At 68.6% G+C, this 23,489-nt stretch carries 22 protein-coding genes, 3 tRNA genes and 1 other RNA gene; 9 read left to right on the top strand and 17 right to left on the bottom strand.

What is annotated here, in order from left to right:
• Window positions 1-4: 4 nt before the first annotated feature.
• Complete coding sequence (glnA, locus tag RZO50_RS12595; RefSeq protein ID WP_322600083.1) at window positions 5-1,342, bottom strand: type I glutamate--ammonia ligase; 1,338 nt, start codon at window positions 1,340-1,342, stop codon at window positions 5-7.
• Between the two features lie 39 nt (window positions 1,343-1,381).
• Entirely contained in the window at window positions 1,382-1,600 is a 219-nt protein-coding gene (locus tag RZO50_RS12590; protein WP_322600082.1) for an SPOR domain-containing protein, read from the bottom strand.
• A gap of 88 nt (window positions 1,601-1,688) precedes the next feature.
• Here RZO50_RS12590 and ppgK point away from each other — a divergent pair, with 88 nt between their 5' ends.
• Complete coding sequence (ppgK, locus tag RZO50_RS12585; protein ID WP_322600081.1) at window positions 1,689-2,450, top strand: polyphosphate--glucose phosphotransferase; 762 nt, start codon at window positions 1,689-1,691, stop codon at window positions 2,448-2,450.
• 2 nt (window positions 2,451-2,452) lie between these two features.
• Here the strand turns inward: ppgK and rnpB are convergent.
• The 5 genes from rnpB to RZO50_RS12560 form a co-directional block, all read right to left on the bottom strand.
• Window positions 2,453-2,809, bottom strand: an RNA gene (gene rnpB / locus RZO50_RS12580) — RNase P RNA component class A.
• 29 nt (window positions 2,810-2,838) lie between these two features.
• Window positions 2,839-4,590, bottom strand: coding sequence for a bifunctional 3'-5' exonuclease/DNA polymerase (locus RZO50_RS12575; RefSeq protein ID WP_416211603.1), 1,752 nt, complete (start codon window positions 4,588-4,590; stop codon window positions 2,839-2,841).
• Entirely contained in the window at window positions 4,544-4,972 is a 429-nt protein-coding gene (locus RZO50_RS12570) for a reverse transcriptase-like protein (protein WP_322600079.1), read from the bottom strand. The genes RZO50_RS12575 and RZO50_RS12570 overlap by 47 nt, the downstream gene beginning before the upstream one ends.
• Window positions 4,969-5,700 (bottom strand): zinc ribbon domain-containing protein, encoded by a 732-nt coding sequence (locus RZO50_RS12565; protein WP_322600078.1) that lies wholly within the window; start codon window positions 5,698-5,700, stop codon window positions 4,969-4,971. The genes RZO50_RS12570 and RZO50_RS12565 overlap by 4 nt, the downstream gene beginning before the upstream one ends.
• 41 nt (window positions 5,701-5,741) lie before the next feature.
• Window positions 5,742-5,817, bottom strand: a tRNA-Val gene (locus tag RZO50_RS12560).
• Window positions 5,818-5,980: 163 nt separating this feature from the next.
• Here RZO50_RS12560 and aceE point away from each other — a divergent pair.
• The 6 genes from aceE (at window position 5,981) to RZO50_RS12530 (ending at window position 13,591) form a co-directional block, all read left to right on the top strand.
• Window positions 5,981-8,707 carry a pyruvate dehydrogenase (acetyl-transferring), homodimeric type gene (gene aceE / locus RZO50_RS12555; protein ID WP_322600077.1) on the top strand — a complete coding sequence of 909 codons (2,727 nt, stop codon included), beginning with the start codon at window positions 5,981-5,983 and terminating at the stop codon, window positions 8,705-8,707.
• An 8-nt stretch (window positions 8,708-8,715) separates the two neighbouring features.
• A complete protein-coding gene (locus RZO50_RS12550; RefSeq protein ID WP_322600076.1) occupies window positions 8,716-9,930 on the top strand; it encodes a PucR family transcriptional regulator in 1,215 nt (404 codons plus the stop codon).
• Between the two features lie 125 nt (window positions 9,931-10,055).
• Window positions 10,056-10,964: an ACP S-malonyltransferase gene (locus RZO50_RS12545; protein ID WP_322600440.1), complete on the top strand. Its 909-nt coding sequence runs from the start codon at window positions 10,056-10,058 to the stop codon at window positions 10,962-10,964.
• Between the two features lie 11 nt (window positions 10,965-10,975).
• Complete coding sequence (locus RZO50_RS12540) at window positions 10,976-11,977, top strand: beta-ketoacyl-ACP synthase III (protein WP_322600075.1); 1,002 nt, start codon at window positions 10,976-10,978, stop codon at window positions 11,975-11,977.
• A 68-nt stretch (window positions 11,978-12,045) separates the two neighbouring features.
• Window positions 12,046-12,294: an acyl carrier protein gene (locus tag RZO50_RS12535; RefSeq protein WP_322409028.1), complete on the top strand. Its 249-nt coding sequence runs from the start codon at window positions 12,046-12,048 to the stop codon at window positions 12,292-12,294.
• Window positions 12,295-12,352: 58 nt separating this feature from the next.
• Window positions 12,353-13,591 carry a beta-ketoacyl-[acyl-carrier-protein] synthase family protein gene (locus RZO50_RS12530; RefSeq protein WP_322600074.1) on the top strand — a complete coding sequence of 413 codons (1,239 nt, stop codon included), beginning with the start codon at window positions 12,353-12,355 and terminating at the stop codon, window positions 13,589-13,591.
• 169 nt (window positions 13,592-13,760) lie between these two features.
• On the opposite strand, the gene RZO50_RS12525 is transcribed toward RZO50_RS12530, so the two are convergent.
• The gene (locus tag RZO50_RS12525; RefSeq protein ID WP_322600073.1) at window positions 13,761-14,264 is read right to left on the bottom strand and encodes a DUF3145 domain-containing protein; all 504 of its coding nucleotides are present in this window, start codon (window positions 14,262-14,264) and stop codon (window positions 13,761-13,763) included.
• Window positions 14,265-14,443: 179 nt separating this feature from the next.
• On the bottom strand, window positions 14,444-15,217 hold the full coding sequence (locus RZO50_RS12520; RefSeq protein ID WP_322600072.1) for a hypothetical protein: 774 nt from the start codon (window positions 15,215-15,217) through the stop codon (window positions 14,444-14,446).
• Window positions 15,218-15,366: 149 nt separating this feature from the next.
• Between RZO50_RS12520 and RZO50_RS12515 the strand changes: the two genes are divergently transcribed.
• On the top strand, window positions 15,367-17,361 hold the full coding sequence (locus RZO50_RS12515; protein ID WP_322600071.1) for a DUF262 domain-containing protein: 1,995 nt from the start codon (window positions 15,367-15,369) through the stop codon (window positions 17,359-17,361).
• Between the two features lie 9 nt (window positions 17,362-17,370).
• On the opposite strand, the gene gnd is transcribed toward RZO50_RS12515, so the two are convergent.
• The 4 genes from gnd to RZO50_RS12495 all read right to left on the bottom strand — a co-directional run bounded on the left by gnd (window position 17,371) and on the right by RZO50_RS12495 (window position 20,248).
• Window positions 17,371-18,420, bottom strand: a complete 1,050-nt coding sequence (gnd, locus tag RZO50_RS12510; protein ID WP_322600070.1) for a phosphogluconate dehydrogenase (NAD(+)-dependent, decarboxylating) — start codon at window positions 18,418-18,420, stop codon at window positions 17,371-17,373.
• 79 nt (window positions 18,421-18,499) lie between these two features.
• Window positions 18,500-18,973 (bottom strand): GNAT family N-acetyltransferase, encoded by a 474-nt coding sequence (locus RZO50_RS12505; RefSeq protein WP_322600069.1) that lies wholly within the window; start codon window positions 18,971-18,973, stop codon window positions 18,500-18,502.
• 88 nt (window positions 18,974-19,061) lie between these two features.
• Window positions 19,062-19,135, bottom strand: a tRNA-Ile gene (locus tag RZO50_RS12500).
• A gap of 30 nt (window positions 19,136-19,165) precedes the next feature.
• The gene (locus tag RZO50_RS12495) at window positions 19,166-20,248 is read right to left on the bottom strand and encodes a DMT family transporter (RefSeq protein WP_322600068.1); all 1,083 of its coding nucleotides are present in this window, start codon (window positions 20,246-20,248) and stop codon (window positions 19,166-19,168) included.
• A gap of 42 nt (window positions 20,249-20,290) precedes the next feature.
• Between RZO50_RS12495 and def the strand changes: the two genes are divergently transcribed.
• Window positions 20,291-20,857 (top strand): peptide deformylase, encoded by a 567-nt coding sequence (def, locus tag RZO50_RS12490; RefSeq protein WP_322600067.1) that lies wholly within the window; start codon window positions 20,291-20,293, stop codon window positions 20,855-20,857.
• Window positions 20,858-20,878: 21 nt separating this feature from the next.
• Here the strand turns inward: def and RZO50_RS12485 are convergent, their stop codons facing one another.
• The 4 genes from RZO50_RS12485 to RZO50_RS12470 form a co-directional block, all read right to left on the bottom strand.
• Window positions 20,879-21,064 (bottom strand): hypothetical protein, encoded by a 186-nt coding sequence (locus RZO50_RS12485; protein ID WP_322600066.1) that lies wholly within the window; start codon window positions 21,062-21,064, stop codon window positions 20,879-20,881.
• 11 nt (window positions 21,065-21,075) lie between these two features.
• On the bottom strand, window positions 21,076-22,413 hold the full coding sequence (locus RZO50_RS12480) for a ferredoxin reductase family protein (RefSeq protein ID WP_322600065.1): 1,338 nt from the start codon (window positions 22,411-22,413) through the stop codon (window positions 21,076-21,078).
• Between the two features lie 133 nt (window positions 22,414-22,546).
• Window positions 22,547-22,619: transfer RNA gene (locus RZO50_RS12475), tRNA-Asn, on the bottom strand.
• A 59-nt stretch (window positions 22,620-22,678) separates the two neighbouring features.
• A complete protein-coding gene (locus RZO50_RS12470) occupies window positions 22,679-23,485 on the bottom strand; it encodes an ATP-binding cassette domain-containing protein (protein ID WP_322600064.1) in 807 nt (268 codons plus the stop codon).
• Between the last annotated feature and the right edge of the window lie 4 nt (window positions 23,486-23,489).

The raw sequence follows: 23,489 nt of genomic DNA, 5'->3' as shown, positions 1-23,489 counted from the left end.
GGCGTCAGAGCATCTCGAGGTTGCTCTGCAACTCGAAGGGCGTCACCTGCGACCGGTACTCGTGCCATTCGCGACGCTTGTTCAGCAGCACGTAGTTGAAGACCTGCTCACCGAGTGTCTCGGCGACCAGCTCCGACTCCTCCATGTACTCCAGAGCGTGGTCCAGGCTGGTCGGCAGCGGCGCGTAGCCGAGCGCCCGTCGTTCGGAGTCGGTGAGCGACCACACATTGTCCTCGGCCTCGGCGGGAAGCTCGTAGCCCTCCTCGATGCCCTTCAGACCGGCGGAGAGCATCAAGGCATATGCGAGATACGGATTCGCCGCCGAATCGATCCCGCGGTACTCGACCCGAGAGGACTGTCCCTTGTTCGGCTTGTACATCGGCACACGCACCAGCGCGGATCGGTTGTTGTGACCCCAGCAGATGAAGCTGGGCGCCTCGTCACCGCCCCACAAGCGCTTGTAAGAGTTGACGAACTGGTTGGTGACGGCTGCGATCTCGTTCGCATGGCGCAGCAGTCCCGCGATGAACTGTCGGCCCGTCTTGGAGAGCTGGTACTGGGCGCCTTCTTCGTAGAAGGCGTTCAGGTCGCCCTCGAACAGGGACATGTGGGTGTGCATGCCGCTCCCCGGTCGTCCGCTGAGGGGCTTGGGCATGAACGTGGCGTAGACGCCCTGCTCGATCGCGACCTCTTTGATGACCGTGCGGAAGGTCATGATGTTGTCAGCGGTCGTCAACGCATCGGCGTAGCGGAGATCGATCTCATTCTGCCCCGGCCCACCCTCGTGATGGCTGAACTCGACCGAGATGCCGAGGTCTTCCAGCATGCGCACCGAGCGACGACGGAAATCGTGCGCGGTCCCGCCGGGGACGTTGTCGAAGTACCCCGCCGAATCCACCGGCTGCGGCCCCTCGGCGCCGAAGCGGGATGACTTCAGGAGGTAGAACTCGATCTCGGGGTGGGTGTAGAAGGTGAACCCGGCGTCGGCCGCCTTGGCGAGCGAGCGCTTGAGAACGTAGCGCGGATCGGCGACCGCGGGCTGACCGTCGGGGGTGGTGATGTCGCAGAACATGCGCCCGGTCGGGTCGATCTCACCCCGCCAGGGCAGAGTCTGGAACGTCGTGGGGTCCGGATGCGCGAGGAGGTCCGACTCGTATGTCCGGGTCAGACCCTCGATGGCGGATCCGTCGAAGCCGAGCCCCTCGTTGAACGCCCCCTCGACCTCGGCGGGCGCGATCGCCACGGACTTGAGGGTTCCGATCACATCGGTGAACCAGAGGCGGACGAACTTCACGCCGCGCTCCTCGATCGTGCGCAGCACGAAGTCCCGCTGCTTGTCCATCACATTCCCTCCGCTGAAGTCGGTCGGCTGACTGCCAGACTACTTGTCCTCGGGCGCCGGACCCGACGCGCCCCACGCGTCGTCTCTGGCCTCGTCTTCGGCCCACGCGCGCGAGCGCTCCTTCATCAGCTGCGGGGCGCGAGCCGCCTCGTCGGCTGTGTCGAACGGCCCGGCACGGTCGACCGCCGGGGAGACATGTCCTTGTTCGACCTGACCGGTCGACAGGTTGTACCAGAACTTCTCATCACTCGCCGACATCGCTCACTCCTCCGTCTCCCGCACCGACCGGCGCCCGGGTGCCTCCGATCCTACTGATGCGCCGCCCGGCGGTGGATAGCATGATGGCATGGCAACCAACAGCACCCGTGCGGTCGGCGTCGACATCGGCGGCACGGGCATCAAGGGCGGCATCGTCGATCTGGAGCGCGGCGAACTCATCAGCGACCGCGTCAAGGTGTCCACGCCGAAGGGCGCCAAGCCCCGGGACGTGCTCGACGCGGTGACGGTCGTTCTGGACAAGCTCGGCGTCACCGATGCCGGCATCCCGCTCGGGGTCGCCTTCCCCGCGATCGTCAAGGCCGGCCGCACCCTGTCGGCCGCCAACGTCGCGGACGAGTGGATCGGCTTCGAAGCGGAGGCCTTCTTCGAGGAAGGACTCGGTCGCGACATCCACTTCGCCAACGATGCCGATGTGGCCGGAATCGCCGAAGTCCGCTACGGCGCCGCCAAGGGGGTGGCGGGGTTGACCATCCTCACCACCCTGGGAACGGGGATCGGCTCGGCGATGATCTACGACGGGACCCTCATCCCCAACACCGAACTCGGCCACGTGCACCGCGCCAAGCACGGCAAGGACGCGGAGGCGTACGCGGCTTATTCGGCGATGGAGCGCGAAGAGCTCTCGTGGAAGAAGTGGGCCGGACGCCTGCAGTGGTATTACAGCCACATCGAGTTCCTGTTCAGCCCGGACCTGTTCGTGGTCGGGGGTGGCGTGTCCAAGCACGCGGATGAGTTCCTCCCCCTGCTCGATATCAAGACCCCGATCGTGCCGGCGGTGCACCGCAACAACGCGGGCATCATCGGCGCCGCGTCCCTCGCAGTGGACTGAGGCGAATGGGCCGGCCTGTACGCCGGGTTCTGTTCCGGGGCTTGCGCCCCTTCGACGGTCATCTCTCTCGGCGCCACGTCGCCGTGACGCTCCAGCGGCCTACCCGGGGACTCGGCGGGCCGCGTCGTCATCCCCTGTCTGGCCTTGCTCCGGGCGAGGTTTGCCGTGCAGATCGTGTCACCACGATCCCGGTGGTCTCTTACACCGCCCTTTCACCCTTACCGGGCGTTGCCCGGCGGTCTGCTCTCTGTGGCACTGTCTCGCGGATCACTCCGGGTGGGTGTTACCCACCGCCCTGCCCTGTGGAGCCCGGACGTTCCTCGGTGCGCCATGCGCAACGCGACCGTCCGGCCGACCCATTCGCGCTTCGATCCTAGCGCCGCCGCCGTCAGTCTTTCGCCGCCGTCCGGGTCGCCCGCGCGTCGAGAGGGAAGTCCAACGGGAAGTCTCCGAACAGCAACCGCCCCGCCGTGTTCGCAGCGGCGCGCACGGCGCCGACGACGTCGTGGGCCTGCTCCTCGGGACAGTGCACGATCACCTCGTCGTGGAGGAAGAAGGCGATGTGCGCTCGGCGGGCGAACACCGGGCCTGATCCGGGAGCGAGGACCCGCCCCTCCGGCATGGATGCGAGGCGCATCCGCAGATCGGCCAGCCAGGACAGCGCCCATTCGGCCGCCGTCCCCTGGACCACGAAATTCCTGGTGAAACGACCCCGCTCGCGCGCGGACCGCCGCGCGCGAACGACCTCGTCCTCGCGCGCGTCCGCCTCGCTCGCCCGCGACTGCGCGCGCACCCAAGCCCCGTCGGGCTCGGGGCTCGTGCGCCCCAGCAGCGTGGCGACGGATTCGCCGTCCTCACCTCGTCGAGCAGCCGCGTCCACGAGTCCCATCGCGCGCGGGTAGGCGCGCCGCAGACGCGGGACCAAGCGTCCACTCTCGCCTGTCGTGGCCCCGTACATCGCGCCGAGCATCGCGATCTTGGCATCGTCGCGATTCGTGACGGCCCCGCCCGCGACGATCCCCTCGTAGAGATCGCGTCCCCGGGCCGCGTCCGCCAACGCCATGTCCCGCGACATCGCGCACAGCACGCGCGGCTCGAGCTGCGCGACGTCGGCCACGACCAGCCGCCACCCGGGGTCGGCGCGCACCGCGACACGCAACCCGCGCGGGATCTGCAGCGCTCCCCCGCCGGCGCTCGCCCACCGACCGGTCACCACGCCGGCGGGGATGTACACGGGACGGAAACGGCCCTGCCGGACCCACTCGTCGAGCCACGCCCAGCCGTTCGCGGCCCACAATCGCGCCAACCGCTTGTACTCCAAGACGGTGGGAACAGCCGGATGGCGCAGCCCGGCGAGTTCCCACCGACCCGTCGATCCCACCGGCAGTCCCTGCCGTTGGAGGGCGCGCAGGAGCTGGACGGGCGAGTCCGGATTCAGGCCGGGAGCTTCGAGCTGTGCCCGCAGGCGGCTCGCAAGATCCTCCAACCGCACCGGTCGTGTCCCCGGAGCCGGGCGCGGACCCAGCTCGCTCACGAGGACATCGCCGTGCCGGGTCTCGTCCCAGGGAAGGCCCGCCGCATGCATCTCGCACGCGATCAAGGCACCGGCCGACTCTGCGGCGACGAGAAGGTGAAGCCCGGTTCCCGCGCGAGTCGAGCGCAGCGCGCGGCGCTGCCGGGCGAACTCCGCGAGCGTCTCCTCGATCGTCGAGGACCCCCCTCCGGGCGCGCCCAGGTCGAACAACGTCTCGCCGTTCGCGAGCACAGGCGTCGCCGGCGTGTCGGACCAGACATCATCGCGGCGCAGATCCGTGCCGTCGGCCACGTGCGGGTTCCCGGCGAGGATCCGTCGCGCGAGTCGCAGATCGTGGCAGCGGGCCACCCGCACGCCCGCATCGAGCAACGGCGGGTAGCGCTGAGCGGAGTCGTGCCAGACCCATCGTGCCGGATTGCTCCGTTCTCGCTCGGCGACGACGCCGGGGAGGTCGACCGCCGCGACCTGCACGCGGCGGATCTCCCGGGCGTCGGGGTCCAGATCCGCGAGCACCACCGCGTCCCCGCGGTCGCCGACGACGGTCCAGGTCGGGGGCGGCTCAGCCGACGTCGCGGCGGAAGCCGTCACGGCGGTCCATGGCCTCATTGGCTGCCGCGTCGGCGCGCGCGTTCTCGGCGCGCGGAACCCACTCGAACGTGACCGGTCGCGCTCCGATGAGTTCGTGTGCGCGACGAGCGAGGACCTGCATGTCGGGGTGCTTGATCTTCCACCGACCGGTCATCTGTTCGACGACCAGCTTCGAATCCATCTTGACGTGAATCGCAGCGTCGGGATCACGGGCCAACGCCGCCTCCACGCCGACGATCATGCCGTTGTACTCCGCGACGTTGTTGGTCGCCACGCCGACGTAGACGCCGAGCTCGCACAGGATCTCCCCCGACGCGGCATCGATGACCACCGCGCCGCCGGCAGCCGTCCCGGGGTTTCCTCGCGAGCCGCCGTCGGCCTCGACGATGAGCGTGCTCATAGCCCCGACTCCTCCGTCCGGACGAGGATGCAGCCGCACTCGGGGCACATCACCACCTCGTCCTCCTCGGCGCGCCGGAGCCCGCCCAGGTCGGTGCCGGAGAGCACCATGTGGCATCCGCCGCAGGTGTTGCGGGTGAGCAGCCCCGCACCCGCGTTGCGGGACGCCAGCTTGTCGTAGAGGGCGACGAGGTCGGCTGCGATCCCGTCGGCGACGGCACGGCGATCGCGGCCCGCGGCCTCCAGGTCGCGGGTCGCGTCTTCGACGGCGGCCTTTCCCGCGGCGCTCAGTTCGGCGCCCTCCGCGTTGGTCCGCGCGATGAGCTCCTCCTGCACGGCGACGGCTTGCTCGGCGGCCTCGAGCCGCTCCATCACCTCCAGTTCGGCGTCCTCGAGGTCGCTCTTCCGGCGCGCGAGCGAAGCGAGCTCGCTCTCGAGCCCCTGTGCTTCCTTGACGTTCGAGGTCGCTGCCAGTCTTTCCGTGTCACGTGCGCGTCGCGCATCGACCACCGCGACGTCGGACTCGATCCGCGACACCTCCGTCCGAAGGTCGTCGCGTGCGCCGAGCAGACCCGTCAGCTCCTGGCTGAGCGTCTGCCGGCGCGCGAGGAGATCCTTCACGCGCGCCGCGTGCGGCGGGTTGGCGCGCGCCGCCTCCGCGCGCCTGATGCGGGAGTCGAGCTCGGCAAGGTCGAGGAGCGCGCGCTGATCGCGGGGAGAAGCCTTCACCCGACCAACATAATTGACCGCCGACGCGCAGGTCGGGCTGATGGTGGGCCCTGCCGGGATCGAACCGACGACATCCACGGTGTAAACGTGGCGCTCTACCAGCTGAGCTAAAGGCCCCTCCCGCCCAGTCTAGGTCGAGCGCGACGCGGCGCGCGCGTCGGCGTCCCGCGCCCGAGGTGAGGGTAGGCTGAGCGGCGGCGCGTTTGTGCATAGCGGACAAACGCGGCATCGCGCCCCTCCGATTGCCTGGCACGATCTGCCATCCGACGAAAGGTCTCACGTGACTGTCCACGATCAGGATCCGTACTCCCAGGGCCCTCTCGACAGCGACCCCGACGAGACCGCGGAGTGGCGTGAGTCGCTCCAGCAGCTCGTCGACGCGCGCGGTCACGAGCGCGGCCGCGAGATCATGCTGAGCCTGCTGAAGGAATCCAAGGAGCTGCACCTCGGCGTGCCGATGGTGCCCACCACGGATTACATCAACACCATCGCCCCGGACGCCGAACCGGAATTCCCCGGCGACGAGGAGCTCGAGCGCCGCTACCGGGCCTGGATCCGCTGGAACGCGGCGATCACCGTGCACCGCGCGCAGCGCCCCGGAATCGGTGTGGGCGGGCACATCTCCACCTACGCGTCTTCGGCGGCCCTCTACGAAGTCGGCTTCAACCACTTCTTCCGCGGCCTGGACGACCCCTCCGGCGGCGATCAGATCTTCATCCAGGGTCACGCCTCCCCGGGCACGTACGCGCGTGCCTACCTCGAGGGACGCCTCAGCGAAGACCAGCTCGACGGGTTCCGGCAGGAGAAGTCCGCGGCGCCGCACGGGCTTCCCTCCTACCCGCACCCGCGCCTCATGCCGGAGTTCTGGCAATTCCCGACCGTCTCGATGGGCCTCGGCCCGATCAACGCGGTCTATCAGGCGATGACCAACAAGTACCTTTCGAACCGGGGCATCAAGGACGTCGCCGATTCCCATGTGTGGGCGTTCCTCGGCGACGGCGAGATGGACGAGGTTGAAAGCCGCGGGCAGCTGCAGGTCGCCGCGAACGAGGGCCTGGACAACCTGACGTTCATCGTCAACTGCAACCTGCAGCGATTGGACGGACCCGTCCGCGGAAACGGCAAGATCATCCAGGAGTTGGAGAGCTTCTTCCGCGGCGCCGGCTGGAATGTGATCAAGGTGATCTGGGGTCGCGAGTGGGACGAACTCCTCGGTCGCGACGGCGACGGCGCGCTGCGCAACCTCATGAACGTCACGCCCGACGGCGACTACCAGACCTACAAGACGGAGAACGGCGCCTTCGTGCGCGAGCACTTCTTCGGACGGGACGAGCGCACCGCGGCCTTGGTCAAGGACTACTCCGACGAGCAGATCTGGAACCTCAAGCGCGGCGGCCACGACTACCGCAAGGTGTACGCCGCATTCAAGGCCGCGCGTGAGCACAAGGGCCAGCCCACGGTCATCCTGGCCAAGACGATCAAGGGCTACGGCCTCGGGCCGCACTTCGAGGGCCGCAACGCGACCCACCAGATGAAGAAGATGACCCTCGACGATCTCAAGCTCTTCCGCGACGCGATGCACATCCCGATCTCGGACGCGCAGCTCGAAGACAACCCCTATCTGCCGCCGTACTTCCACCCCGGCGAGCAGGACGAGACCATCGAGTACATGCTCGAGCGCCGTCGATCACTGGGCGGATTCCTGCCGGAGCGTCGCACGCACCACGTCGGGCTGCAGCTGCCCGACGACAAGGCCTATGCCCTGCCCAAGAAGGGGTCGGGCACCCAGGAGGTCGCCACGACGATGGCGTTCGTGCGACTGCTGAAGGACCTCCTCCGCGCGAAGGACTTCGGCCACCGGATCGTGCCGATCATCCCGGACGAAGCACGCACCTTCGGCATGGACGCGTTCTTCCCGACCGCGAAGATCTACAACCCCAACGGGCAGCATTACACCTCCGTCGACCGGGAGCTCCTCCTGGCCTACAAGGAGAGCCCGCAGGGCCAGATCATGCACGTCGGCATCAACGAAGCCGGCGCGATGGCGGCTTTCACCGGCGTCGGCACCGCGTACTCGACCCACGGCGAACCGCTCATCCCGGTCTACATCTTCTATTCGATGTTCGGCTTCCAGCGCACCGGCGACGCGCAGTGGGCAGCCGGTGACCAGATGGCGCGGGGGTTCATCATCGGCGCCACCGCCGGGCGCACGACCCTCACCGGCGAAGGCCTGCAACACGCGGACGGTCACTCGCACCTCCTGGCCTCGACGAACCCCGCCACGGTCTCCTACGACCCGGCGTACGGCTACGAGATCGCCCACATCGTGCGCGCGGGCATCGAGCGCATGTACGGAGGGAACCACCCGGACCCGAACGTCATGTACTACCTGACGGTCTACAACGAACCGCTCGTCCAGCCGGCCGAACCGGAGGGCGTGGACGTCGATGGCATCGTGCGGGGAATGCACCGGATCTCCGAGGCGACGGGCGAGGGTCCCCGGACCCAGCTGTTGGCCTCGGGTGTCGGTGTGCCGTGGGCACTCGAGGCGCAGCAGCTGCTCCGCGACGATTGGGGTGTCCACGCGGACGTCTGGTCGGTCACCTCGTGGACGGAGCTGCGTCGCGACGGCCTCGCCGCCGACGAGCACAACTTCCTGCACCCCGAGAGCGAGCCGCGCACCGCATACGTCACCGAGAAGCTGCGCGACGCGCAGGGCCCGGTGATCGCCGTCAGCGACTTCATGCACGCCGTGCAGGACCAGATCCGCCCGTGGGTACCCGGGCAGTTCGCGACCCTCGGCGCCGACGGCTTCGGTTTCTCCGACACCCGCCCGGCCGCACGTCGGTTCTTCAAGATCGACGGACCGTCCCTCGTCGTCCGCGCGCTTCAGGCGCTCGCCGCGGAGGGTGCTGTCGACGCGTCGCTGTCCGCCCGGGCGATCGAGAAGTACCGACTCCACGACGTCACCGCGGGGACGAGCGGCAACGCGGGCGGCGAGAGCTGACCCGACCGATGCCGCCCCGCCCCGCGGAGATGGACAAGGAGGAGACGCTGGCGTGGTTGCGCCGCATCTCCGGCGATCTGGCCACCGCCACCATCAAGCGCCTCGAAGAGTCGCTGCCGTGGTACGCCGATATGCCGCCGGCACGTCGGTCGGCGGTGGGTCTGGTCGCCCAGGCCGGAATCACCTCGTTCATCCAGTGGTACGACGATCCTGGCTCGACACCCTGGATCGCCTCGGACATCTTCGCGGCAGCGCCCCGTGAACTGTTGCGCAGCGTCAGTCTGCAGCAGACGCTGCAACTGATCCGGGCGACGGTCGAAGTCACCGAGGAGCGCGTGGCCGGAAAGGGGGACGACCTCCGCGAGGGCATCCTGCTCTATTCGCGCGAGGTCGCCTTCGCGGCCGCCGATGTCTATGCGCGCGCCGCCGAAGCACGCGGTCTGTGGGATGCGCGTTTGGAGGCGCTCGTCGTCGACTCCATCCTCACCGGTGAAGCAGATGAGGAACTGCCGAGCCGGATCGCGGCACTGGGCTGGCACGGTCACGGGGAGGTCGCGGTCCTCGTCGGGACGACACCCGCGCAATTCGACGTCGATCAGCTGCGGCGCACGGCACGCAAGCTCGGTGTCGACGTGCTGATCGGCGTTCAGGGGTCTCGTCTCGTCTTGGTGATCGGGCGCGCCGAAGAGCCCGTGCGCACCGAGGAGGGGGGCGGGGAGCTCACGTTCGTGGAGATCGCCAAACGCCTGGAACCGGGATTCGGTGCCGGTCATCTGGTCATCGGCCCCGTGGTTCCCGCTCTCGTCGACGCCGGTCAGAGCGCCCGGGCGGCGCTGGCGGGCTTCGCCGTCGCCCGCGCATGGCGCCACGCCCCACGGCCGGTCGAAGCGGACGATCTGCTCCCCGAGCGCGCGCTCGCCGGCGACCCGTTGGCCAAACAGACCCTGGTGGAGAGGATCTACCGTCCCCTCCACGCGCACAGCACCGATCTGGTGACCACGCTGTGGAGCTATCTCGACAACGGGCGCTCCCTCGAAGCGACCGCCCGTGAGCTGTTCGTGCACCCCAATACGGTCCGGTATCGACTCAAGCGCGTGTCGGAGGTGATCGGCTGGGACGCCACGGGCCCGCGTGAGGCGCTGATCCTGCAGACGTCACTGGTGCTGGGCTCCATCGGAACAGATGCCACCCGGCGCCGCGGCAACGGTCGTCGCCCGTCCTGATCCGCTACGAGCACCGTCGCCACCGAGCCGACCACCGGAGCGCTGTGGGGAAATGACAAACGATCGCGAGACTCTTGTGCGGCATGCCACACATCGCATCGCCTGATCCTTGGCAGGATGGGATGGTGCTGATCGCGATGTTCCCCGGGCAAGGCTCCCAGTCCCCCGGCTTCTTGACGCCCTGGCTCGACCTCGACGGCGCCGCCGATCGTCTGGCCGCCTACTCCGAATGGGCGGGCGTCGACCTCGTCGCGGCCGGCACCGAGTGGGACGCGGACCGCATCCGCGACACCGCCGTGGCCCAGCCGCTGATCGTGGCCGCAAGCCTGCTCTCGTGGAACGCCCTCCCCGGACGCGTCGACGGTGTGGCCGGTCATTCCGTCGGAGAATTCGCCGCGGCCGCAGCGGCCGGGGTGATCTCCGAAGAGGACGCTCTGCGCCTCGTCGGACTGCGAGGCCGCGCCATGGCCGATGCCGCCGCCGCCTCGCCCACCGGGATGAGCGCCGTTCTCGGCGGCGACACCGAGACGATTCTGAACCGGCTCGACGAGCTCGGCCTCACGGCGGCCAATCACAATGGCGGCGGTCAGCTCGTCGCCGCCGGTCCGCTGCCGGCCCTCGAGGCGCTGGGGGCCGATCCCGTGCGCGGCACGCGCGTGGTCACCCTCCAGGTCGCGGGCGCCTTCCACACCGACGCGATGGCTCCCGCGGTCGCGGAGCTCCTGGTGGCCGCGGAAGCGGTCGAGACCGAAGACCCTCGACTCCGCCTTTGGACCAATCACGACGGCTCGCAGGTGGCCGAGGGTCGACGCTACGTGGACCTGCTCGTCACGCAGGTCGCCTCGCCGGTGCGGTGGGACCTGTGCATGGCGTCATTCGCCGACGCCGGCGTGACCGGACTCGTCGAGCTGGCCCCGGCCGGAACGCTCACGGGCCTGGCCAAGCGGGGCCTGCGCGGCACACCCGCCGTCGCCGTGAAGACCCCTGGGGACCTGGCGTCCGCACACGACCTCCTCACCACACCGACCCGCTGAGCGGAGCCCCCATGACCCCCACCCTCCGGCAGTCCCGTGGCGCCGAACACACCCGCATCTACTCCTACGGCGCGGCCCGCGGCGAGAACGCGGTGCCCAATGACGACCTCGTCGGCCCGATCGACTCCAGTGACGAGTGGATCCGGCAGCGTACCGGCATCATCACCCGGACGCGCGCGATCGCCGAGACCTCCGCGATCGATCTGGCCGCGGACGCCGCCCGCGAGGCGATCGCCCGCTCCGGCGTGGCCGCCGAACGGATCGGTGCCGTCATCGTCGCAACCATCAGCAATCCGAAGCAGACCCCGTCGGTCTCCGCGATCGTGGCCGACCGCGTCGGCGCACGTCCCGCCGCAGCCTACGACGTGAACGCCGCATGCGCGGGCTTCACATACGGCGTCGCGCAGGCCGACGCCCTGGTCCGCACGGGACAGGCCGAGTACGCCCTCGTCATCGGAACCGAGAAGCTCAGCGACATCGTCGACCCCACCGATCGCAGCATCTCCTTCCTGCTCGGCGATGGTGCGGGGGCGGTCGTGGTCGGCCCCAGCGACACCCCCGGCATCGGGCCGACCGTCTGGGGGTCGGACGGCTCGAAAGCGGACGCCGTCGGGATGAACCACACGCTCACCGAGTTCCGCGACGGCCTCGCGCCGTGGCCGACGCTTCGTCAAGAGGGTCCCACCGTGTTCCGCTGGGCGGTGTGGGAGATGGTCAAGGTCGCCCGACAGGCTCTCGAGGAAGCCGGTGTTGCGGCATCGGATCTCGCCGCCTTCGTCCCCCACCAGGCGAACATGCGCATCATCGACGAGTTCGCCAAGCAGCTGGGCCTCCCCGAGTCCGTGGCGATCGGGCGTGACATCGCCACCACCGGCAACACCTCCGCGGCCTCGATCCCGCTGGCCACCCACCGCCTGCTGGAGGAACAGCCTGAGCTCAGCGGCGGCCTCGCCCTCCAGATCGGCTTCGGCGCCGGGCTGGTCTTCGGCGCGCAGGTCGTCGTCCTGCCGTAAGCGTCCGCCCTAGACTGATCAACGGCCCGCCCGCGGCGCCAGCATCCCCGATGAACAAGGAGAAAACCATGGCATTCACCAACGACGAGGTCCTCGCAGGTCTTGCCGAGCTGATCACCGATGAGACCGGCATCTCGGCCGATGAGGTCGCAATGGAGAAGTCGTTCACCGACGATCTCGACATCGACTCGATCTCCATGATGACGATCGTCGTCAACGCCGAGGAGAAGTTCGGCGTGACCATCCCCGACGACGAGGTCAAGAACCTCAAGACCGTCGGCGACGCCGTCACCTACATCACGTCGAACCAGGCGTAACCCTTCTGGTGGGGGCGAACGCCCCCACCAGCGTTCTTTCACGAGGAGCTCCTTCCGCATGACCACGTCACGCATCGTCGTCACCGGCATCGGCGCGTCGTCGCCGATCGGCGGCACCGCCCCAGAAAGCTGGTCCGCTCTGCTGGCCGGCGCGTCGGGCGCTCGCACGCTCGAGTACGACTGGGTCGAGCAGACTCAGCTCCCGGTGACCTTCGCCGCGCAGGCGGCCGTTCGCCCCGACACGGTCCTGGAACGCCCCATGGCCAAGCGTCTGGACCCGGCGTCGCAGTTCGCGATGGTCGCGGCGATGGAGGCGTGGGACGACGCGGGCGCACCCGACGTCGAGGCCGAGCGCCTCGGCGTCGATTTCGCCACCGGCATCGGCGGCGTCTGGACCCTGCTGGACGCGTGGGACACCCTTCGCGAGAAGGGGCCGCGCCGGGTCATGCCGATGACGGTTCCGATGCTCATGCCCAACGCAGCCGCCGGAAACCTCTCGTTGCACTTCGGCGCTCGCGCGTTCGCGCGTACCGTTGCGAGCGCCTGCGCCTCGAGCACCGAGTCGATCGTCAATGCCGCCGAACACATCCGTTCCGGCCTCGCCGACGTCGTCATCGCCGGCGGCACGGAGTCGGCGATCCACCCCATCACCATCGCCTCCTTCGCGTCGATGCAGGCGCTCTCTCGGCGCAACGACGACCCTGCGACCGCGTCACGACCGTGCAGTGTCGATCGCGACGGATTCGTCATGGGCGAGGGCGCCGCCGTTCTCATCCTCGAATCCGAGGACCACGCCCGTGCGCGCGGTGCGAAGATCTATGCGTATGTCGTGGGCGGCGGCGTCACCGCCGACTCGTATCACATCACCGCAAACGACCCCGAGGGTCACGGCGCTCGACGCGCCGTGGAGATGACGCTCGCCTCGGCCGATGCGTCGCCGGACGACGTGACGCACATCAACGCGCACGCCACCTCCACTCCGGTGGGGGATCCGAACGAGTACACGGCGTTGAAGGCCGTCTTCGGTGAGCGCATCGACGAGATCCCGGTCTCGGCGACCAAAGCGAGCACCGGTCACCTCCTCGGCGGCACCGGCGCTCTGGAGGCGATGTTCACCGTCCTCGCTCTGCAGGACCGCCTCGCTCCCCCGACGATCAACATCACCACGCAGGACGACGCTGTGCCCTTCAACATCTCCGGTGCGCAGGTCGAGCTCGGCCGCGGCGATCAGCTGGCGATCAGCAATTCCTTCGGCTTCGGCGGCCACAACGCCGTCGTCGCCTTCGCCTCGGCGTGAGCCGGCACGACGAAGCCCCCGTCCACGTGGCGGGGGCTTCGTCGTGTCCGGATGCCGCGGTCGGCATCCGACGCTGCAAGGCGGCGATTCGCTGTCCCGCTCCCCGGGAATCCTCCTCCGAGTCTCGGTAGTGGCGCCTCGCCGACCCTGATTCCGGTCGCGCCTGGCCTCACCCCACCTTGTGGAGCCACACGACATGCGCACCGTCGCCGGCGTGGCGGAACGGCTCGAGTTCCTCGTCCCATGCCGCCCCCAACGCGAGGTCGAGCTCACGCTGCATCTCCCGCGCATCGCCGCCGGCGACCTCCATCGCGTACCGCAGTCGGTCCTCGCCGATGACGATGTTCCCGGCGGCATCGGTCTGCGCGAAGTGGATACCCAGCCCCGGGGTATGCAGCCAACGGCCGCCGTCGTTGCCGGCCGAGGGGTCTTCCGATACCTCGAATCGCAAGTGCTCCCACCCGCGGATGGCACTGGCCAAAGCGGCCCCGGTTCCGGCGGGTCCCTCCCAATAGAACTCTGCGCGGCGGGTACCGGGCTGCACCGGCTGATCCGACCAATCGAAGTTGACGGCACGGCCGAGCGCGCGCCCGGCAGCCCACTCGAGGTGGGGGCAGAGCGCACGAGGCGCGGAGTGGACGTAGACCACCCCGCGCGAACGCGATGTCGCCATGATGTCTCCGTTTCTTGTCAGGTGCGTCTTCCCCTACGACCTGGCACCACGGAGAACGTGGCGGACATGTTCGGTTTTCTGCCGCCATTATCACCCGTCGACCGCAGAATCTCAAGGATCTGCGGTCGACACGCCGCGGGCCCCCGACGACGACGTCGAGGGCCCGCGGACAGCGAGGCTCAGGCCTCGCTCATGGCGATCCTCTCCTTCTGACCCTTGGCCGCGTAGTACGCGGCGCGAGCGGCATCGCGACGCGCCTGCTCGGCCTGGCCCGCTTCCCGGACCTCGTCCGATACCGGGTAGTAGTCGGTCGTGGGCTTGCCGTTGTACTTCGCGATGTACGCGTCGAGCTCCGGGCCGGACTCCCACGACGTGATCAGGCAGTAGCGCGGCTGCTCACCCTGGTGGTGCACGGCATGCCACAGACGCTGGGTGTCGACGATCAGCTGAGCCCCGGCGGGAAGGGCGATCCGGTACTCGATGCTCGGATCGCTGCGGTTCTCGCGCAGCACGAAGTAGCTGTCCTTGTCATCGGTGAGGTTGAAGAACCCGCGGACCACCCAGCCGGTCCCATCGGGATTCAGCCGATTGTTGTCGTCCTGGTGCAGGTTGTAAAGGCAGTCCGCGTAGGAGTTGGGCTGCAACTCGATGATGCGGCAGCGGCCGACGTTCGCGCCGGGCTCCATCGCGCGGGCCGTGAGCGTGGGGGCCTTCTCGGTCTGCTCGTCGATCCACACGCCGTCCTTGTCGGTGCGTGGCGGTTCGTGGTTCCAGAAACCGTTGCACTCGATCTCCCCCTTCGCCGAGGCGAGCGGGGCGAAGCGCGTGTCGCCGGAGGACTTCCAGTCGACGTACTCGATCTCGAGCCATTCCTTGGGGTCGATCTCCTTGTCGTACGAGTCGAGCACGACGAAGCCGGTCGATTCGAGAGCAGCGCTCTTGATGTAACCCATGATGCGAGTCAAGACCTTTCGGATCGGGGCCAGCGCGTTCTGACAGGCCCGGGTGAGGCCAGCCTACCCCGCGGTCGACGCGAGCCACCGGGGAATCGAGGGGTTCACTAGACTCGACGACGGTCTGCCTCGAAGGGAGCGATCGCGCTGTGCTCACCGCCACGAACATCGAAGCCCACGCCGTCAACACCATGGCCTGGCTGTCCGCCGCGGACGCCACGATCGTGGTGCCCGTCTACCAGCGTCAGTACCGATGGGATATCGGCGGGTGCGAGCGGCTGCTCGCCGACATCCGCGCCGTGGCCGACTCCGACGAGCGTCACATGCACTTCATCGGCTCGATCCTCAGCGCGGAAACGCGCGGCGACAACGGCTCGGAACTGGTCCTCATCGACGGTCAGCAGCGGGTGACGACCCTGATGCTGCTCGTCGCCGCCCTCCATCACACCGTCCGCGGCCAGGATCCCGGACTGGCAGAGGAGCTGGAGCGGGTGATGCTGCACCGCCGCGGCGGGCGCACGAAGTTGCGCCCGCATCGCGCCTGGGCGGAGGTCTTCGATGCGGTCGTGCGGGACGCGCGCGGCGACGCTGACCGCGACTCGCGATTCGATGACAACTACGCCTTCTTCCGCAGCCAGATCCGACCCGAGGAGGTCGCGCGCGTATGGCGGGGTCTTCAGAAGCTGGAGCACGTCGCGATCACGCTGGGCCCCGGCGCGAATGCCCAGCAGATCTTCGAGTCACTCAACTCCACCGGTGAGCCGTTGCGTGATCACGAGCTGATCCACAACTACGTGCTGATGGGACTCTCGCACGCCCAGCAGACCGCCATCGAGGACGAGTACTGGGTACCCATCGAACGGCACACCGGCGAACGGATCGCGGACTTCTGGAACCACTACCTCGTGATGACGGGCGGTCGCGAAGTCGCCGTGTCTCGAGGGCGCGGGGTCTACGACGCGTTCCGCGCGCAGTTCCCCCGACTGGATCCGCCCGCGCTTCGCCGCTCCGCGGAGGAGTGGCGCTCTTTCGCCGAGGTCTACGGCATCCTTCTCGAGCCGGGGCGCGAAACGGACCCCGACGTCGCACGGCATCTGCATTGGCTCAACGTCTTCGGGCGGAGCCTCTACCCCCTTCTGATGCGGCTGCACCGGGAGTGGTCGACGGGCGTGATCGACAAAGACGCTCTGGTGTGCGTGCTGGAGCAGCTGCAATCGCTGCAGCTGCGTCGCGCGATCGTCTCCCTGACGAACACGCGCCTGGTCGCCCGCCTCCTCCGCGCCCTCGACGACGGTCCGGCCGCGCTCGAAGAGGCGATCTCGCGGCTGACCCCGTCAGACGATCGCGTTCGAGTCGCGCTGAAGTTCACCGACCTCCCCCACGCGGACTACGTGCTCGCGCGTCTGAGCGGGGTCGACCGTATCAGCGGGCTCGACGTCGACCACATCCTGCCGGCGGCCCCCGCCGACGAGTGGACGGGAGACGGCGATACCACCTGGCAGGATCTGACCGACGACCAGCAGAACGCACATCGAGCGCTGGCGGGCACGATCGGGAACCTCACGCTGCTCGAAGAGGACCTGGCGATGTCTGTGTTCGGAGCGGGCTTCCCGGTGAAGGCCGACGCGTATCGTCGAAGCGCTCTCGGGCTGACCCGTGCCGTGGCGGACACCGCCACCTGGGACACGGCCGCCATCTCTGCACGTTCGGCCGAGTTGGCGGCGCGCTTCATGACCGTGTGGCCGCGCCGCGGCCCACTCGTGATCGACGACGACGGTCTCACCCCGATCCTCGATGCCGTGCCGCGGCGAGGGTGGCCGCGGGGGTGGGAGCGGGAGTTCGCCTACGTCGAGTACGTCGGCGAACACTGGGAGGTACCCGACGTGAAGTACCTCTTCAACCGGGTGTTCAAGAGACTGTGGGCCGACAACCGCGCTTCGGTGGAAAGATACAGTTCACAGCGGGGTGGTCCGGTGTACCCCGATATGTCGTGGACGGGGCAGTGGGACGACCTGGATGCATCGCACTTCCTCTACATGGGATGGGACTCCAGTTACATGCTCGCCGCGGTGCAGGGCGTTCTCTCCGAGGCCGGGCTCGCACCGGAGGTCTTCGTGAAGTATTCGTACCTCTGGGCCGAGTGAGCGGAGCGTTCACTCGGCCTTGCGGGCTCCCGCCTCCAACCGATCCCCCGTCGGAAGCTCCTGATGGCCGCCGAACTGCAGCCTCATCGCGGACAGCAGCTGGTTCGCGTACTGGTCCTCGTCGCGGGAGGCGAACCGTTCGAACAACGACGCGGCCAGTACCGGCGCGGGGACGCCGACGTCGACGGCGGCTTTCACCGTCCACCGGCCCTCGCCCGAGTCGGACACGCGACCGGCCAGACCTTCCAATGAGGGGCTCTGCTCGAGGGCAGCAGCCGTGAGATCAAGCAGCCAGGAGGAGATCACCGAGCCGCGCCGCCACAGTTCCGCGACTTTGGGGACGTCGATGTCGAACTGGTAGAACTGCGGCTCTTCCAGGGGCGCGATCTCTGCGGAGTGCTCCGCTTCGCGTACCCCGGCGTCGGCGTTGTGGAGGATGTTGAAGCCCTCCGCCAGCGACGCCATGATGCCGTACTCGATGCCGTTGTGGACCATCTTCACGAAGTGTCCCGCGCCGGGAGGGCCGCAGTGCAGGTATCCGAGTTCCTCGGGCGAATGCTCCCCTTCGCGCCCGGGGGTGCGTTCGATCTCTCCGGCGCCCGGGGCGATCGTCCGCAGGAGGGGCTCGATCGTCGCCACCGCCTCATCGGCGCCCCCGACCATCAGGCAGTACCCCCGCTCCAGGCCGAATACCCCACCGCTGGTCCCGGCATCGACGTAGTGGATCCCCGACTCTCGGAGGGTCGCCGCCCGCCGGACATCGTCGCGATAGTTCGAGTTGCCGCCGTCGATGATGATGTCACCGACGGACAGGACCTGCGCGACCTCCGTGACCACCGTGCCGGTCAAGCCGGCGGGGATCATCAGCCACACCACCCGGGGGCCGTCGAGCTTGGCCGCCAGATCCGCAAGGTCCACCGCCGCGGTCGCCCCCTCCGCGGCCAGCGCCTCGACCGCGGACGAATCGACGTCGTACACGACGCACTCGTGCCCGTCCCGCATGAGGCGCCTGACGATGTTCGCCCCCATCCGGCCCAGTCCCACCATTGCCATCCGCATCCGCGTCTCCTCCCGGTCACAGCGACCCTATCGACCGTGTCGGGCACGGCGGAAGACGCGGGAGCGGGACGCCCGACGCTCAGGCGTCCGCGGGGCCGGTCACCGCCAGCGGTTCGCGCGTCATCGGCACGTGGGGGATGCCGTCCTCTTCGAATGCCGGCCCGGCGACAGCGAAGCCGAAGCGCGCGTACCAGGGGGCCACGTGAGTCTGCGCATCCAGACGGATCGCATGATTCGGCTGCCGCCGTGTCGACAAGGCGATGGCCCGTCGCATGAGCTCGGCCGCCACGCCGGCGCCGCGGGCGGACGGCGACGTCGCCACGCGACCGATGCGCATGGCGTCACCGTCGTCCAGGAGCCGGAGCGTTGCGAGGACCTCGTCGTCGGGCGCGGTCACCCAGAACAGCTCCGTCGTCGGCTCGAGGTCGCGACCGTCGAGTTCCGGGTAGGCGGCGGCCTGTTCGACGACGAACACGCTGACCCGGAGCCACAGCAGCCGATAGAGTGTCGGCGCGTCGACATCGCGCAGCGGCGCGTGGTGGAAGTCATGCACCGCGAAACTCTATCGGCGCGGAGGACGCGCAGGCGACCCCACCGGGTGGCTTCGGGCGAGCCGATGGAGCACGTCTGCGGTGAAACGGTAGGGCGGGTGGGACTTGAACCCACGATCGTCGGGTTATGAGCCCGCTGCCTTGACCAGCTTGGCCACCGCCCCGCGACGCCCGCAAGGGGCGTGGAGAAAATCCTACCGGGCGTCGTCGTCTGGGTCGCGGACAGGCGGTTCCGGCCACACTTTGGCCACTGCCTCGCCGAGTCGCGTCGAACCGGTCTGCGGGTGCGCACCGTCGAATGCGCCGCCCGAGCTGCCCCGCTCGATCGGGAGCCCCTGGCTGTCCGAGACGATCTGCGGATGATGCCGAGCCAGCTGCAGCACGCCCCACACCGCGATCGCCCCGGCGACGGCGAAGCCGATGTATGCCCACAGGGGTGCGTTCTGCGCCTCGCCGAGGACGGTGAGACCGATCACGACGGCGACGATCGGGTCGATCACGGTCAGTCCGGCGATCACGAGATCGGGAGGCCCCGAGGAGTATGCGGATTGCACGAAGTATGCACCGACGGCGGTGACGATCAGCAACGCTGCGACGCAGGTCAGCGTGAGCCACTCGAAATCACCCGACTCGATGCGACTGAGGACCACTTTGGCCAACGTCGCCACGAATCCGTAGAGAACGCCCGCGGCCATGATGTAGAAGAGCGCTCCGACGTGGTGACGGCGCCAGAGCCACACCGCGGTGAACAGCACGGCGACGACCGCGAGGATCAGCAGCACGGTGATGAGTTGACGGTCGCTGAGCGGAGACTCCGTGGCGAACAGCGCGGCGATGGTGACGAACAGGAAGATGCCCCCGACGCAGGCGACGATCGCGATGATCGAACGGCGGGTCGGGCGATGTCCGCTGATCTTGGCGTTCAGCAGGGTGGTGATCACGAGCGCGATCGCCCCGAGCGGTTGCACGACGATGAGCGGAGCGAACGACAGCGCCGACAGCTGGCACACGATCGCCAAGCCCAGCATGATCGTGCCGAGCACCCATGAGGGGCGTGCCAGGAGCCGACCGAGCTGGGCCGCTGTGAGGTTCGTCTGTGCCCCGCCGCTCAGCCTCTCGACTTTCGTGACGCCGCGATGCTGGTACTGGGCCCCGAACGACATGAAGACGGCGCCGATGAGGGCCAGCGGGATGCCGATGAGGATGCCGGGGTCCTGGAAGGCTCCCACGAGCTGATCGCCGACATCCTCGACACTGCCGACATCGATCGCGATCACCCTTCGACGATACCCGGCAGCGTGCGGGATACGCTGTCGGACGTGGCCGTTCTTCCCATCCGCATCATGGGCGATCCCGTCCTGCACAGCCCCGCCGCACCGGTCGGCGAGGTCACCGACGAGATCCGCACCCTGGTATCCGACATGTTCGAAACCATGGACGCCGCCCCGGGGGTGGGACTGGCCGCCCCGCAGGTCGGGGTGTCACTCCGCATCTACACCTACACGTACGAGGACGACGACGGTTCACCCTGGCGCGGTGTCGTCATCAATCCCCAGCTGTGGATGCGGCCCCTCGAACCGGGCGCGCCCGACCCGGACGAGGAATCGGAGGGGTGTCTGTCCTTCCCGGGTGAGCGCTTCCCGCTACGACGCTCCGATGAGGTGCTGGTCACCGGAGTCGACCTGGAAGGCGAGCCGGTGCGCATCGAGGTCGATGGATGGCGAGCCCGCATCATGCAGCACGAGTTCGACCACCTCGATGGCATCCTCTACATCGACCGTCTCGACGACCGCGAATGGAAGACCGTGCAGAAGATCGCGCGCAAGCGAGGGTGGGGGCGACCGGGGGCCGCGTGGATGCCCGGGGTGGACGACCTCGAGAGCTGACCTGTTCCGCCATCGTCGCGCTCATTCGCAGTGCAGATACTGCGCGTTCGCCGGCGGCGGGCTGTACCGGCACGCATCGGGCACGACGGTCTGCACCAGGATGCTCCACCCGACGCACGCTGCGACGACGACGCCCGACATGACCCATACGATCCGTGTGACGCGCCGCTCGCGGATACCCCGCGTCGTCGTCTTCGCCTTCCTCATCGCCGCCCTCCTCACGCCATCGCGAATCGCTCGGCGCTGATGGACGACTCCGGGATCCCCAGGTCGATCAGCGCGCCCGTCGCGGCGTCCATGACCGGACCGCTCGCGCACAGGAAGTAGGACCGACGCAGTCGGTCCCGGGGAAGAACGCGGTCCAACAGGTCCACTCGGATACGCCCCGACTCGCCTCCCCAGACCTCACCGGGACGACTGATGACGTGGACCACCTCGAGGCCGGGCATGCGCTGCTGCAACCGCTCGAGCGCCTCGCCGCCGATGATGCGGTCTTCATGGCGATTGCCGAGGATGAGCAGGCATGGCCGCTCGTCGCCGCGGTCGGCGAGCGTGGCGAGCATGCTCAACATCGGCGTGACCCCGACGCCGGCGGCGATGAACACGAACGCCTCCGCCTCGTTGCGTTCCATCGTCAGGTGGCCCCACGGCCCGTCGAGGTATACGACGCTCCCGGGTGCGAGGTCTGGGACGGTCGCCGTGAACCCCTGTTCCGGCTTGATGGTGAATCGAACCTGCTCGGGGTGCTGGGCGCTGGAGGAGAACGAGAACGGGTGATACGTCATGGCGAAAGGCGACCCGCCGGCGTGGATCCAGGCGTACTGACCGGCGTGGAACGCGAACCCCTTCGGCCCGAATGCGGACGGGTCCACCTGCTCCAGGATGACCGTCGATGATCCCGCCGCGTCGTTCTCCACCGCGACGACGCGCCACCGACGACGCCATCGGACGATCGGCCGCACCACACGAACCCAGACGCCGATGGAGACGAACGCCAGCGAATAGAGCACCCACAGCGCTTTCTCCCACGCCTCGCCGACGTAGTAGCCGATCAGCAGCACATGGGCCAGGGCGGTGATGACGATCAGGGTGGCCAGCACGCTGTGCGCGACCTGCCACACCGCGTATCGGATCCGGAGCCGGCGCCGCCATACCGAGGTGACGATGAGAATCCCGAGAAGGATGACACTCACCACAGCGAATCGGGCGCGGGCCGGCGCCTGGGTGACATCCAGCAGTGCCAGGAAGCGCGCATCCCAGACGAACAGGATGATCGGGTGGGCGAAGATCAGCAGCGCGATCAACCAGGTCATCTGCCGGTGGAAACGCAGGAGGAGGTCGAGCCCGAACACCCGAGCCGTCCGCACGGCGTGTGCGGCCAGAACGAACTGGAGCCCCATCAGCGACAGACCCACGAACCCCGCGGCCACCGACAGATTGACCCAGAAGCCGCGCCCGGGATCGAGCTGGACGAGGCTGACGATCAGCGGCGCGAGCGCGAGGAGGGCGTACAGCACCGTCCACGAGAGAGCGCGGAAAGGCATGCGCGGGGGCATGGGGGGACCTTCCGATAGCGGATGTGGACAAAATCTATCGGAATGCCGGGCCCGGGACCAACACGACGAGCCGGTCGCGACCGCGCGGAACGACGAAGCCCCGACCTCGCGGACGAGGATCGGGGCCGTTCGGCTCCCCCACTTGGACTCGAACCAAGAACCTACCGGTTAACAGCCGATTGCTCTGCCAATTGAGCTATGGAGGAATATGTCCGCTGCGCGGGCAACCAGATGATCCTAACAGGCTTTGCCGCGAGGGAAGAAATCAGCTCTGCGCCGGACCGGGGGCCACCAGGCGGTGATCCGCGTCGCCGCTGGGGGTCCACAGCAGGTCGTCCACGCCGTGCCCCGCGGCGATGGCGTGGCCGCCCCGCATCACGATCACATCCGCGTCGAGCGCGTGGACGACCTCACGGTCGTTCGTCCCGACGAGCATCGCCATCCCGTGCTCGTCGCGGCGGCGCACGACCGCCTCGAGGGCGGCGGCGCGGACCTCCACGTCCAGGTTCGCGAAGGGCTCGTCTGCGACGAGCAGCGTGGGTTCGAGGATGAGCGCCTGCGCGAAGGCGACCCGCTGGCGCATACCCGCACTCAGCTCATAGGGATACTTCGCGGCGGCGCCCAAAGGCAGCTGCATCTCGTCCAGCAGACCCGCGACGCGCACCGCCAGTCCGCGGGCGTTGACGGTCTTGTCGCGACGCGTGATGGGATGACCGATGAGCTCGGAGACGGTGAATCGCGACGGGAGCTTCGCTCCGGCCGACTGCGGGAGGTAGCCCGTGAGGTAGGTCAGTCGGCGCAGAGCACGCCCCGGCCGCCGCACGCGGATGCCGTGCACCCGCGCGTCTCCTCCGACGACGGAGAGCCCGGCCTCGGCAGCGCCGGCGAGCACGGCCAGCAGACTCGACTTCCCCGCCCCGGTGGGCCCCATGATCGTCAGAGTGCGCCCATACGGCAGGGTGAACGTCATGCCGTCGACCACGCGAGTCCGCGGACCTCCGCGTCCGGACCGCGAGATCGACAGATCATCGGCGCGGACGGCCTGCTCCGCTTCCTCGATGCGCGACGCCATACCC

It is taken from the genome of Microbacterium xanthum (assembly GCF_034531355.1).
GTDB classification, from domain to species: domain Bacteria; phylum Actinomycetota; class Actinomycetes; order Actinomycetales; family Microbacteriaceae; genus Microbacterium; species Microbacterium xanthum.
The sequence above is the reverse complement of the archived record's forward strand: the minus strand, read 5'-3'. Positions and strand labels throughout refer to the sequence as shown.

Coding starts and splice junctions, on each gene's coding strand:
- RZO50_RS12535 (WP_322409028.1), top strand. CDS start 12,046: ATGGCATTCACCAACGACGAGGTCCTCGCAGGTCTTGCCGAGCTGATC.
- RZO50_RS12520 (WP_322600072.1), bottom strand. CDS start 15,217: ATGGGTTACATCAAGAGCGCTGCTCTCGAATCGACCGGCTTCGTCGTG.
- glnA (WP_322600083.1), bottom strand. CDS start 1,342: ATGGACAAGCAGCGGGACTTCGTGCTGCGCACGATCGAGGAGCGCGGC.
- RZO50_RS12470 (WP_322600064.1), bottom strand. CDS start 23,485: ATGGCGTCGCGCATCGAGGAAGCGGAGCAGGCCGTCCGCGCCGATGAT.
- RZO50_RS12480 (WP_322600065.1), bottom strand. CDS start 22,413: ATGCCCCCGCGCATGCCTTTCCGCGCTCTCTCGTGGACGGTGCTGTAC.
- RZO50_RS12570 (WP_322600079.1), bottom strand. CDS start 4,972: ATGAGCACGCTCATCGTCGAGGCCGACGGCGGCTCGCGAGGAAACCCC.
- RZO50_RS12550 (WP_322600076.1), top strand. CDS start 8,716: ATGCCGCCCCGCCCCGCGGAGATGGACAAGGAGGAGACGCTGGCGTGG.
- RZO50_RS12540 (WP_322600075.1), top strand. CDS start 10,976: ATGACCCCCACCCTCCGGCAGTCCCGTGGCGCCGAACACACCCGCATC.
- gnd (WP_322600070.1), bottom strand. CDS start 18,420: ATGCGGATGGCAATGGTGGGACTGGGCCGGATGGGGGCGAACATCGTC.
- RZO50_RS12575 (WP_416211603.1), bottom strand. CDS start 4,590: ATGAGGCCATGGACCGCCGTGACGGCTTCCGCCGCGACGTCGGCTGAG.
- ppgK (WP_322600081.1), top strand. CDS start 1,689: ATGGCAACCAACAGCACCCGTGCGGTCGGCGTCGACATCGGCGGCACG.
- RZO50_RS12590 (WP_322600082.1), bottom strand. CDS start 1,600: ATGTCGGCGAGTGATGAGAAGTTCTGGTACAACCTGTCGACCGGTCAG.
- RZO50_RS12530 (WP_322600074.1), top strand. CDS start 12,353: ATGACCACGTCACGCATCGTCGTCACCGGCATCGGCGCGTCGTCGCCG.
- RZO50_RS12525 (WP_322600073.1), bottom strand. CDS start 14,264: ATGGCGACATCGCGTTCGCGCGGGGTGGTCTACGTCCACTCCGCGCCT.
- RZO50_RS12485 (WP_322600066.1), bottom strand. CDS start 21,064: ATGAGGAAGGCGAAGACGACGACGCGGGGTATCCGCGAGCGGCGCGTC.